Below are 12,967 nucleotides of genomic sequence, written 5' to 3'. Positions count from 1 at the left end.
TGTTCAAATCATAAATCCATAAAGGATTACATTTCGAATAATTCGATTTCTTTGCTATCAGCAGTTAATTTAACGATCGCTTTACGACGTTTGTTTGTGTAACCACCGTAACGGCCAACGCGTTTGAATTTTCCTTTGTAGTTAAGAACGTTTACTTTCTCAACTGTTACACCAAAGATTTCTTCTACAGCGTCTTTTACTTGAGTTTTGTTAGCGCGAGTGTCTACTTCGAAAGTATACTTTTTCTCTGCCATAAGTTCTGAAGAACGCTCAGTAATGACCGGACGTTTTAAAATATCACGTGCTTCCATTATCCAAGCACCTCCTCAACTTTTTCTACTGCAGATTTTGTGAATACAACTTTTTCATGACCTAATAGATCAAGAACGTTGATTCCATTTGCAGTTAAAACTGTTACACCAGGGATGTTACGAGCAGATAATGCTACGTTTTCATCTAGGTCAGCAGTTACGAATAAAGATTTTTTCTCTAAAGAAAGATCTTTAAGGATTTTTGTAAATTCTTTTGTTTTTGGTGCTGCTAGTGTAAGAGCATCAAGAACTAAGAAGTTTTGTTCTACTACTTTAGCTGATAAAGCTGATTTAAGAGCTAAGCGGCGAACTTTTTTCGGTAATTTATAAGAGTAGCTACGTGGAGTTGGACCGAATACGATACCACCACCGCGCCATTGTGGAGAACGGATAGAACCTTGACGAGCACGACCAGTTCCTTTTTGACGCCATGGTTTACGACCACCACCAGCAACTTCAGAACGGTTTTTAACCTTGTGATTACCTTGACGAAGAGAAGCGCGTTGTGCTACTACAGCGTCGAATAATACTGCTTCATTTGGCTCGATTCCAAAAATCGCATCGTTTAATTCGATTTCACCAACTGAAGCACCTGTTTGACTAAGTACAGATACTTTTGTCATTCCTGTTTCCTCCTTTCCTTAGGTGATTACTTAGCTTTAATTGCAGTTTTAACTGTAACTAGAGCTTTTTTAGAACCAGGAACATTACCTTTAACAAGTAGTAAGTTACGTTCCGCATCAACTTTCACGATTTCTAAGTTTTGGATTGTAACTACAGTGCCACCCATTTGACCAGGTAATTTCTTTTGTTTGAATACGCGGTTCGGAGCAACTGGACCCATTGAACCAGGACGACGGTGGTAACGAGAACCGTGGGCCATAGGACCACGAGATTGACCATGGCGTTTAATTACACCTTGGAAACCTTTACCTTTAGTAACACCTGTTACATCAATTACATCGCCTTCTGCGAAAATTTCTACTTTGACTTCTTGACCAACTTCGTATTCTCCAACGTTTACGTTGCGGAATTCACGGATGAAGCGCTTAGGAGCAGTGTTCGCTTTTGCTACGTGACCTTGTTCTGGTTTGTTAGAAAGCTTAACACGCTTGTCTTCGAAACCAACTTGGATTGCTTCGTAGCCGTCTGTTTCAACAGTTTTCTTTTGAAGTACTACGTTTGGAGTAGCTTCGATAACTGTTACCGGGATTAAATCGCCGTTTTCAGCGAAAACTTGTGTCATACCAATTTTTCTACCTAAGATTCCTTTAGCCATTTGTCACACCTCCTGTAAGTTTTAAAAAAGTTATATTTTTTACCATTAAAGTTTGATTTCAATATCAACGCCAGATGGTAAATCAAGTTTCATTAACGCATCAACAGTTTGTGGTGTTGGGTTAACGATATCGATCAGACGTTTATGCGTACGCATTTCGAATTGTTCACGAGAATCTTTGTACTTGTGAACCGCACGAAGAATTGTGTACACAGACTTCTCAGTTGGAAGTGGAATCGGACCTGATACACTTGCACCTGAACGTTTTGCAGTTTCCACAATTTTCTCAGCAGACTGATCTAAAATACGGTGATCATACGCTTTTAAACGAATACGAATCTTTTGTTTTGCCATTATTTTCCCTCCTTCTCGCCTATTTTCTAGACATTCTCCACGAAAATTCTCCTACACACCGCCATGGCAAAGCGGCCGGGTGTGTCGGCAACCTCTCGTTTCATCGCAGTCAAAGACCAACATTCAACATTATACACAATAAAAAAAGAATAAGCAAGTCTTTTCGCTAAATTCTTTTAAATGTTGCAGATATTCTTACTACTAATATTTCTCGCTTATCTAAGCCGTTTACTAGTATATAAAATTTCAATGCACTTTGCAACACATAAGGCTGTTATATCAACGTTTTCGGACATTTCTAACAATTAAGCAATTCCAATATGTAAAAAAAGCAGTCTCTAATATTTAGAAACTGCTCTTACTATTACTTTATAAGAAGAACACACATGCAATCCAACCAAATATAATAAGTGGGATATTAATAAAAATAAACGTTGGCACACATGTATCCCAAATATGATTATGCTGTCCATCTACATTTAAACCCGCAGTTGGTCCCAGAGTAGAATCTGAAGCAGGTGAGCCTGCATCACCTAAAGCACCCGCTGTACCTATTAAACAAATAATCGCCAAAGGACTCATTCCTAAACCTTGTGCAAGAGGAACAAATAAGGTCGCAATGATAGGTACTGTCGCAAAGGATGAACCGATCCCCATCGTCACAATTAAACCAATGACCAACATAATAAATATAGCTAGACTCGTATTCCCTTGAAGAATGTTTATCGAACCGTTAATTAATCCATCTATATCACCTGTGGCATTAATTACAGATGCAAAGCCATTTGCTGCGATCATAACGAAGCCAATAAAGGCCATCATCTTCATTCCCTCAGAAAGAATCTCATCAGCCTCTTTCCAATTAAGTGCACCAGTAAAATACATAATCATAATACCTGCAAAAGCACCTACAATCATCGAATCAGTATAAATTTGTGCACATAGAGAGAAAATTAAAGCCACAGTCGTTGAAACAATAACAAACTTACTAACATTAACATTTAAAGATTCTGTCTCTACATCATTATTTTGATATTGTCGAGGCTTTCGGTAAACGAAAAAGGCTACACATAATCCAATTAACATCCCTAGAACGGGTATAGCCATCGCTACTGGTACATCACGTGAGGATGCCTCCATACCGGCCTTAGTTACTTGAGTAGAAACGATATCTTGGAATATAGCTCCGAAGCCGGCAGGGACGAAACTATATGTCCCTATTAAACCAACAGCAATTAACGTTGCGATAATTCGTCGGTCAACCTCCAGCATATTTAAAACCTTTAAGATTGGAGGTATCAGTAATGGGATAAAAGCTATATGAATTGGAATTAAATTTTGTGAGAAAATAGACATCATAAAGATCAGTAAGAAGATTAGAACCTTTACTAAACCTTTTCGATTATTTGTACCGTTTTTATTTAATATTTTTAAAATCCCTGCAATCATTAATTCAGGGATTCCCGTTTTTGAAATAGCAATGGCGAAACCACCAAGCAATCCATAACTTAAAGCAATCGTTGCGCCTGCTCCTAATCCTTCTGTAAATGATTTTACAGTTGCTTCAATACCCATGCCGCTTGTTAGGCCTCCTGCAAAGGCGCCCAATACAAGAGAAAGAACAACATTGATACGGAGCAAGCTTAATATTAACATGACAGCTACTGCCACAATTACTGCGTTCATTTAGACACTTCACTTTCGTACACTAGATTACTAACACATTAAACTTTAATCTTCTAATAACTGAAAGTCAAGATGTTTTTATCCCCCTATAATAATTTTCCAAATTTAAAAGACACCAAAAAACAGTATGATCTTAAAAATCATACTGCTTTTAGTTTTCTTCTTATTATAATGATTCACGAATGACTTTTTTATAATAACCAACGGAAAGTACAGCGAAGATAGCATATAACGCTATATAACAACTCATAGCAATCCATAATGGGGTTGTTAACTCTGTTCCAAAGAAGAACCATCCCGATTTAACTGCAAAGTAACTATGGAGTAACCCTATTATTAATGGAACACCGAAGTTAAAGGCTTGTTTCATATATATACCTTTCATAATATCTTTTTCAGCGAAGCCAATCTTTCTTAATATCGTATAAGAAGCTCGCTCCTCTTCAGCCTCAGACATTTGTTTAAAGTATAAAATACTACCTGTTGTCATTAAAAATGCTAAAGCTAAAAATGCCGTTGTAAAAATTGTTATGCCTAATGTTTCAATATTTTCTTGACGCTCACCTTCATAAGATGTCTGCGTAAATTTCAATGTTGCGCCTCCGCTATCTCTAACAGATATAACACCCGAACCTATTGTTTGTTTATACAATTTCTCAGCTAAGTCTATATCGCTTTTCGACTTTAACGTAATGGTAGTTTGTTTATGAAATTGGGAAAGATCAGATTTTGTAGCAAGCTTTTCAAATCTTTCATCAGATACTACAAAAATAGGTCCTCCTGCCCCACCAGTCACAATTCCGCTAATAATACTTTCCTTTTGAATATCTACAACATGGAATGTTTCCTCAAGCTCTCCAGCAGATACTACGATATCACGGTCTTTCTCTAATTTGAACATCGCTTCCATATACCCACCATAGTTGGTTAAGATGGCTTCATTTCCAGATACTGATGCCTCAGGAACTCTTTGTTGATAATCAGAAAGTGGAATTGTATAAATAGTTCCTTCCATATTATAAAAAGGATTACCTTCTTGTTGATCTTCTTCTGGTATTAATTGTCCAACTGCCGCTGTTACACCCTGTAATCGGTAGTCTATTTTATTATAAGCAATATTATTTTCTTCTAGCTTTTTTAAAAAATCCTGATTATTATCTTCAAGCAATATATAGTCGCCAGGTACACTACTATATGCATGTGCTTCTGATGAATAATACGAAATATATGCTAATGTGGCAATCCCGAGTGATACACCCGTTAAAACGGTAATGAGCGTTAATGATTTTGCATTACTTTTCATACGATGCATAATCGGTGTTAATGCAAGTACATCATGTACAGATAAATGCCCATTTTTCTTTAGGCGAACTGAATTCATGATAAATGCTACGGAAAAACGAAATACAAGAAAGGTTCCACCAATAGTAGAAGCTAAAATAATAATCATATTTAGAAATAAATTTCCTGAATTGTCAATATCGAATAACTTTGTTGATGCATAGTAGCCATATACAATTAACACAAGACCTAAAAAACCGATGACCATTTGTAGTGGACTAAATCGTTTTACACGCTCATCTGCTTGTTTAGCAGCTGTAAATAGTGACAGTAGTGATACACGATGAATCATCCAAGCCATTTGCACAAGTACAATTACTAGTAGAATGGCAAATACTACGATAGACTGCTGTAGTGCCTCTGTACTAAATGTCATCGTCACAAGTGCCTCTTTTTCGAGTACACGCAGTAAAATCATTGCAAATAAGCGTGAACTAAAGAACCCTGCAAGCATACCTAAAACGACCGCGCCTACAAATAATAGGATACTTTCTACCGCCAATAAGCGTACGATAAGCCCCTTCGTCATCCCTATCAGCTGATACAAGCCTATTTCCTTACTGCGACGCTTCATAAATAAATGGTTTGCATAAAGTACGAAAAACAAAATAATAAAGTACAACATATATGTTGCTGCTTCAAAGCCTGCTGTGGCTGTACCGCTCTCCTGTACAGTAGCTAGCACGTTAGGGTTATTTTGCAATGTTACAAAGGAAAAATATAAAGTAACGCTAAAAATAAGTGCGAAGAAATATAAATAATAGTGCTTCATATTTTTCTTCATGCTGCGTAACACGAGTTTACTAAGACTCATAACCGTCACCACCTAGCACACTTTGCGTATGCATGATCTCTTGGAAAAATGCCTGTCTCGTTTTATCCCCTTTATATAACTCACTATAAATGAGTCCATCTTTTAAAAACAAAACACGTGTACAAAAGCTTGCTGCTACCGCATCATGCGTAACCATCATAATCGTTGCTTTTTTTGTCTCATTAATACTTTGTAGGTTTTTTAAAAGTGCAGTAGCTGATTTTGAATCAAGTGCGCCTGTAGGTTCATCAGCAAATACAAGCGATGGATTTGTAATTAGTGCACGAGCTGCAGATGTACGTTGCTTTTGACCACCTGATATTTCATTTGGGTATTTGTTTAAAATCTCGGTAATACCTAATAAGTGTGTAAGCTCCTTTAAACGACTCTCCGCAACAGCCTTCGGTAGTTTACTAATGGCTAATGGGAGTAGAATGTTTTCTTTCACCGTCAATGTATCTAATAAATTATAATCCTGGAATATGAACCCTAATTGCTCACGGCGGAAATTAGCCAGCGCCTTTTCCTTCATACCACGTTGGTTTTGACCGTTTATTTCAATAACGCCTTCTGTTGCAAAGTCAATCGAACACAAAACGTTTAAAAGTGTTGTTTTTCCTGAGCCTGATGGTCCCATAATGCCGACAAATTCACCTTTATTCACTTCTAAATCAATGCCCTTTAAAACCTCTTGAGCTGTTGATTTTTTTCCATAAACTTTTTTTACTTTACGACCAATTAAAACTGTCACTTGTAAACGCCCCTTTCTATAGTTCAAGTGTACCCTGTCTGCTCCGTCAATTCGTGCGTTTTACATGACAATACAAAAAGGTAGGTGACAATTTCGTCATCTACCTGTTAGTTTGACATATTCATTTTGTAACGGGAAACGTAAGGTAAATATTGAGCCTTCATCTACAGTTGATTGTACACTAATACGAACACCTATCTTCTGAGCCACGTTATGTGCTAAATACAAACCCATGCCTGTTGACTGTGCAGATTCTCTCCCAGCTGTTCCAGTATACGACTTTTGAAAAATTCGAGGTAAATCCTCCTTACAAATACCAATGCCTGCATCTTTTATATGTAGTAAAGTTGCGCCCTTCGGATCTACCTCCGTAAATATTAATACTTCGGAATTTGTAGGACTATATTTAATGGCATTGGATAAAATTTGTCGCACAATAAAAGCTAGCCATTTACCATCCGTCATCACGGTCTCCGTTAACTCATCAACATCAAAACCGATGCCTTTTTCAATACACCATGCTTGCATAGCTCTTATTTCCTTATAGACAACCGTTCTGAGCTCTATCTCTGCCATATAATTATCTTTTTCAATCGAAGAAAAACGCGTTTGATGTAGCTGCTGATCAACCAATAAATGTAGCCTTAACCACTCAGCTTCTAATTTACGACGTAAAGTCAAATCTTCTATACGGTCTAACATTAAATTAATCGAAGTTAATGGTGCTTTTACTTCATGAACCCAGGCCAAGAGCTCATCTGTATATTCCTGTAGCTGTACTTTTGCTTGATTTAACTCCGTATCCTTATCGTAAAAGACATCTTCAATCTTTGTAAAATAAGCAGCTTGAAAAGGTGATAGCGCTAAGTTTCTACTGTGTGCGTCATCAAGATGGCTGTCCACATTTCCCAGGAAATCCTTCAATTGCCCTACTTCAACTACATATCGCCATATAAAAAAAACTATAAAACTAACAAGTAAGCAAACATTCACATACCAAATTGAAACGCCAATTAATCCAGCATCTAAAGTAAATAAAACGTTAAGAACAACAATAATAAATACAAAAAAGCCTATCCATGCAAGGCGTTCTTTTAAAAATAAAAGTAGCACTTTCACTCACGTCCCCTGCGTTACTGCCATATAACCAAGTCCCTTTTTAGTTAAAATCGCTTCTTGTAAACCTATATCCTCAAGCTTAGTACGTAATCGATTAACATTTACCGACAATGTATTATCATTAACAAAGCGCTCATCATCCCATAACTTTCTCATTAAATCATCTCTAGAAACTATTTGATCAGCCTTCTCCACTAAAATGCGTAAAATAAAGAGTTCGTTTTTAGTTAGCGAAGCAAGGTTACCCTCAAACATAATTTCACTGCGAGCATAGTCAATGACTGCACCATTAAACCGTGTAACATCCATTGATTCTTCTATATAATCATATGTACGACGTAAAATGGCTTGTACCTTTGCTAGTAATACCTCCATATGGAAAGGCTTTTGTACAAAGTCATCTGCACCCATTTGCATGGCCATCACCATATCCATTGGGTGATCCCGTGAAGATAGGAAGAGAATTGGCACCTTTGAGATATGACGAATTTCGCGGCACCAATGAAAACCATCATAAGCTGGAAGCTGAATGTCAATTAACACAAGCTGTGGCTTCTGTTCAATAAAATCATCCATTACCTTTTGAAAGTTTTTAGGGCCAACAACTTGAAGTGACCATTGTGCAAAACGTGTCTGAATCATTTCGAAGATTGATGGATCGTCTTCAATCAGCAATATTTTCATCTCCATTTGCAAATTCTCCTTCCCTGACGTGTTTTTATGTACTAAATATGCTAAGCATCGCGATGAGCCCCAAGGAGTCGCCCAGCCTCCACTCCAATCAACATATATAAGGCTTATGTTTTTAACAAATGCTAGCCTAACTTTTTAAAGATGACTATTGAACGGTTGATTTATAGCTACAGATACAGAAGAAATATCCCATCTCTATAAGTGAAGAGATGAATGCGGTTTTAAGTTACTTTTCCGCTCGTATCCAATAATCCCCCTAAATAAAGGAGCTCAGTCTAAAAACGTCGTCCTGTGGCAATTTATCTGTGTAAAAGCGAAACAACATCAACAACAACACACGACTGAATGGCCTACATCATGCCGCTGCGTTAGCACTGCTCTTTCGCGCAAAAAACATCTGCCGCTGGCGCTACGCTTTCGTGCAACAAACATCTGCAGGCCTAAGCACAAAGCAGATTCCAGTCAATTATGCCGAGGTATAATTGATTTTCTGTACTGTCTTCACCGCTAGCAGTTCGTAAAAAAGGTCACTATTTCTGCTTTTAGCATTTTACCAATTATGTATACATAAAATAATCTAATTCAAAGTAAAATTATTTTTACTTATTTTAACATAAAAAAACCAATCTGTAAGCGTCCCTACAGATTGGTTCGAAAAATTAGCTTACGCTAAAATTATTTTTGGATAGAAGCAACTACGCCAGCGCCTACAGTACGGCCACCCTCACGGATAGAGAATTTAGTACCTTCTTCAAGAGCGATTGGAGCGATAAGTTCTACTGTCATTTCGATGTTATCGCCAGGCATTACCATTTCAACGCCTTCTGGTAAGTTACAGATACCTGTTACGTCAGTTGTACGGAAGTAGAACTGAGGACGGTAGTTAGAGAAGAATGGAGTATGACGGCCACCCTCTTCTTTTGATAATACATAAACTTCAGCTTTGAAGTTAGTGTGTGGAGTGATTGAGCCTGGTTTAGCTAATACTTGACCACGTTGGATTTCTTCACGAGCTACACCACGAAGTAAAGCACCGATGTTGTCACCAGCTTCAGCGTAGTCTAATAATTTACGGAACATTTCTACACCAGTTACAGTTGTAGATTTAGCTTCTTCAGTGATACCGATGATCTCAACAACGTCACCAACTTTAACTTGACCACGTTCAACACGGCCAGTTGCAACTGTACCACGACCAGTGATAGAGAATACGTCCTCTACTGGCATCATGAATGGTTTGTCAGTTTGACGTTCTGGAGTTGGGATGTAAGAATCTACAGCGTCCATTAATTCAACGATTTTCTCTTCCCATTCAGCTTCGCCTTCAAGAGCTTTAAGAGCTGAACCTTTGATTACTGGTAGGTCATCACCTGGGAAGTCATATTCAGATAGTAGGTCACGGATTTCCATTTCTACTAATTCTAATAATTCTTCGTCATCAACCATATCACATTTGTTCATGAATACTACTAAGTATGGAACACCTACTTGACGAGATAAAAGGATGTGTTCACGAGTTTGTGGCATTGGGCCGTCAGCAGCAGATACTACTAAGATACCGCCGTCCATTTGTGCAGCACCAGTGATCATGTTTTTAACATAGTCAGCGTGTCCTGGGCAGTCAACGTGTGCATAGTGACGAGTTTCTGTTTCATATTCTACGTGAGAAGTATTGATTGTGATACCACGTTCTTTTTCTTCTGGAGCGTTATCGATATCAGCGTATGATTTAGCTTCTCCACCCATTTTTTTAGAAAGAACTGTTGCGATTGCAGCAGTTAAAGTTGTTTTACCATGGTCAACGTGTCCGATTGTACCAATGTTAGCATGCGTTTTTGAACGGTCGAATTTTTCTTTAGCCATTAGAGATTGCCTCCTCAAAATTATATGTTTATATTTTTTGAAAATTTATAGAATGATTGCTGATGGCGAACGGGCCCATCCACCATCCCACAATCATAGCTTACAAATTAGTTATACTTTATGCAAGATGAAAATTCAATTATTCACCTTTATTTTTTTTGACGATTTCAGCAGCGATTGATTTTGGTACTTCTTCATAATGATCGAATGTCATTGAGAATACACCACGACCTTGTGTTGCTGAACGTAGAGTTGTTGCATAACCAAACATTTCCGATAAAGGAACCATTGCACGAACAACTTGAGAGTTACCGCGAGCTTCCATACCCTCAACGCGTCCGCGACGAGAAGTAATGTTACCCATGATATCACCAAGGTATTCTTCTGGAATTACAACTTCTACTTTCATCATTGGTTCTAAGATAACTGCATCACATTGTTTAGCAGCTTCTTTAAGAGCCATAGATGCGGCAATTTTGAACGCCATCTCATTCGAGTCAACGTCATGGTAAGAACCGAATACTAATTTCGCTTTAATGTCGATTAGTGGGTAACCAGCTACTACACCGCGCTCAAGAGAGTCACGAAGACCAGCTTCTACAGCAGGAATGTATTCACGAGGTACTACACCACCAACGATAGCGTTTTCGAATTCAAAGCCTTTACCTTCTTCGTTTGGAGAGAACTCAATCGTTACGTCACCATATTGTCCACGACCACCAGATTGGCGAGTGAATTTACCTTGAACTTTTGCAGAGCTACGGAATGTTTCACGGTAAGATACCATTGGAGCACCTACGTTAGCTTCTACTTTAAATTCACGGCGCATACGGTCAACTAAGATATCAAGGTGAAGCTCACCCATACCTGAGATGATTGTTTGCCCAGTTTCTGTGTCAGTATGAGCACGGAAAGTTGGATCCTCTTCTTGAAGTTTTTGTAAAGCTTGACCCATTTTATCTTGGTCAGCTTTTGACTTTGGTTCTACAGAAAGAGAAATTACTGGCTCAGGGAACTCCATTGATTCAAGAATAACTAGGTTTTTCTCGTCACATAGAGTATCACCAGTAGTAGTATCTTTAAGACCTACTGCTGCTGCGATGTCCCCAGCAAATACTTTAGAAATCTCTTCACGAGAGTTTGCGTGCATTTGTAGGATACGACCTACACGCTCACGTTTACCTTTAGAAGAGTTTTGTACGTATGAACCTGAATCTAATGTTCCAGAGTACACACGGAAGAAAGTTAATTTACCTACGAATGGGTCAGTCATAACTTTGAATGCAAGAGCTGAGAATGGCTCTTCATCTGAAGAATGACGTTCTAATTCTTCGTCACCATCAACATTAGTACCTTTGATTGCTGGTACGTCTACTGGAGATGGTAAGTAATCGATAACTGCATCTAACATTGGGCGTACGCCTTTGTGTTTGAATGCTGTACCACAGATTACTGGGTAAAATTCTACTGCGATTGTAGCACGACGGATAGCCGCTTTAAGTTCAGCAACAGAAATTTCTTCGCCTTCTAAATATTTCTCCATGATTTCTTCATCAACACTTGCAACAGCATCGATTAATTTTTCACGGTATTCTTCAGCTTGTGCGCGGTGTTCTTCAGGGATTTCGCCTTGAGTCACTGCTGTACCTTTTTCGTCGCCGTAGAAAGTAGCTTTCATTTCAACTAAGTCAATGATTGCTGAGAACTGATCTTCTGCTCCGATAGGTAATTGGATAGGGTGAGCGTTTGCTTGTAAACGTTCGTGTAGAGTTCCTACAGAATATAGGAAGTCTGCACCTGTTTTATCCATTTTGTTAATGAACACGATACGTGGAACGCCGTAAGTTGTAGCTTGACGCCATACTGTTTCAGTTTGAGGTTCAACACCAGATTGAGCATCAAGTACTGTTACAGCACCATCAAGTACGCGTAGTGAACGTTCAACTTCTACAGTGAAGTCTACGTGTCCAGGAGTATCGATGATGTTTACACGGTGGCCGTTCCATTGAGCTGTTGTTGCAGCAGAAGTGATTGTGATACCACGTTCTTGCTCTTGCTCCATCCAGTCCATTTGAGAAGCGCCTTCATGAGTTTCACCAATTTTGTGAATCTTACCTGTGTAATAAAGGATACGCTCAGTTGTTGTTGTTTTACCAGCATCAATGTGAGCCATGATCCCAATATTACGTGTATTCTCTAGGGAGAATTCGCGTTTCATAGGTATTTCTCCTTCCATATTGGGCGTATGCGGTTTAGATATTGATTACCAACGGTAGTGAGCGAATGCTTTGTTCGCTTCTGCCATTTTGTGCATATCTTCACGTTTTTTAACTGATGCACCTGTGTTGTTAGAAGCATCAAGGATTTCGTTAGCTAAACGCTCTTCCATAGTTTTTTCACCACGAAGACGAGCGTAGTTAACTAGGTAACGAAGACCTAAAGTTGTACGACGTTCTGGACGTACTTCTACTGGCACTTGGTAGTTAGAACCACCAACACGGCGAGCGCGTACTTCAAGAACTGGCATTACGTTATTTAGAGCAGCTTCGAATACTTCAATTGGATTTTGACCAGAACGTTCTTTAACTAAATCGAACGCACCGTATAAAATCTTTTGAGAAGTACCTCTTTTACCATCAACCATCATTTTATTAATTAAACGAGTTACTAGTTTTGAACTATAAATTGGATCTGGTAACACGTCACGTTTGGAAACAGGACCTTTACGAGGCATGTGTTTTCCTCCTTTCGAATAA

The 12,967-nt window shown here is 38.5% G+C and carries 12 protein-coding genes; all 12 read right to left on the bottom strand.

Annotated features, from left to right (window positions below):
* Positions 1-26: 26 nt before the first annotated feature.
* On the bottom strand, positions 27-311 hold the full coding sequence (gene rplW / locus JNUCC51_RS12385) for a 50S ribosomal protein L23 (protein WP_053482811.1): 285 nt from the start codon (positions 309-311) through the stop codon (positions 27-29).
* Positions 311-934, bottom strand: coding sequence for a 50S ribosomal protein L4 (gene rplD / locus JNUCC51_RS12380; RefSeq protein WP_012296062.1), 624 nt, complete (start codon positions 932-934; stop codon positions 311-313). Before rplD ends, rplW begins: the two co-directional genes overlap by 1 nt.
* Positions 935-960: 26 nt before the next feature.
* Entirely contained in the window at positions 961-1,590 is a 630-nt protein-coding gene (rplC, locus tag JNUCC51_RS12375) for a 50S ribosomal protein L3 (protein ID WP_286925569.1), read from the bottom strand.
* A gap of 45 nt (positions 1,591-1,635) precedes the next feature.
* The gene (gene rpsJ, locus JNUCC51_RS12370) at positions 1,636-1,944 is read right to left on the bottom strand and encodes a 30S ribosomal protein S10 (protein WP_004233624.1); all 309 of its coding nucleotides are present in this window, start codon (positions 1,942-1,944) and stop codon (positions 1,636-1,638) included.
* A gap of 369 nt (positions 1,945-2,313) precedes the next feature.
* Positions 2,314-3,630, bottom strand: coding sequence for a Na+/H+ antiporter family protein (locus JNUCC51_RS12365; RefSeq protein WP_337988330.1), 1,317 nt, complete (start codon positions 3,628-3,630; stop codon positions 2,314-2,316).
* Positions 3,631-3,796: 166 nt separating this feature from the next.
* Complete coding sequence (locus JNUCC51_RS12360) at positions 3,797-5,785, bottom strand: FtsX-like permease family protein (protein ID WP_337988329.1); 1,989 nt, start codon at positions 5,783-5,785, stop codon at positions 3,797-3,799.
* Positions 5,775-6,536 carry an ABC transporter ATP-binding protein gene (locus tag JNUCC51_RS12355; RefSeq protein WP_337988328.1) on the bottom strand — a complete coding sequence of 254 codons (762 nt, stop codon included), beginning with the start codon at positions 6,534-6,536 and terminating at the stop codon, positions 5,775-5,777. The genes JNUCC51_RS12360 and JNUCC51_RS12355 overlap by 11 nt, the downstream gene beginning before the upstream one ends.
* Before the next feature lie 96 nt (positions 6,537-6,632).
* A complete protein-coding gene (locus JNUCC51_RS12350; protein WP_337988327.1) occupies positions 6,633-7,655 on the bottom strand; it encodes a sensor histidine kinase in 1,023 nt (340 codons plus the stop codon).
* Positions 7,656-8,345 (bottom strand): response regulator, encoded by a 690-nt coding sequence (locus tag JNUCC51_RS12345; RefSeq protein ID WP_337988326.1) that lies wholly within the window; start codon positions 8,343-8,345, stop codon positions 7,656-7,658.
* 678 nt (positions 8,346-9,023) lie between these two features.
* Positions 9,024-10,211, bottom strand: coding sequence for an elongation factor Tu (tuf, locus tag JNUCC51_RS12340; protein ID WP_337988325.1), 1,188 nt, complete (start codon positions 10,209-10,211; stop codon positions 9,024-9,026).
* 139 nt (positions 10,212-10,350) lie between these two features.
* The gene (fusA, locus tag JNUCC51_RS12335; protein ID WP_337988324.1) at positions 10,351-12,429 is read right to left on the bottom strand and encodes an elongation factor G; all 2,079 of its coding nucleotides are present in this window, start codon (positions 12,427-12,429) and stop codon (positions 10,351-10,353) included.
* 45 nt (positions 12,430-12,474) lie between these two features.
* Positions 12,475-12,945 (bottom strand): 30S ribosomal protein S7, encoded by a 471-nt coding sequence (rpsG, locus tag JNUCC51_RS12330; protein WP_132362681.1) that lies wholly within the window; start codon positions 12,943-12,945, stop codon positions 12,475-12,477.
* Positions 12,946-12,967: the final 22 nt, after the last annotated feature.

The sequence above is a fragment of the Lysinibacillus sp. JNUCC 51 genome (genome assembly GCF_015999525.1).
In the GTDB taxonomy this organism is placed as follows: domain Bacteria; phylum Bacillota; class Bacilli; order Bacillales_A; family Planococcaceae; genus Lysinibacillus; species Lysinibacillus xylanilyticus.
This window is presented reverse-complemented; position numbering and strand designations above follow the sequence as displayed.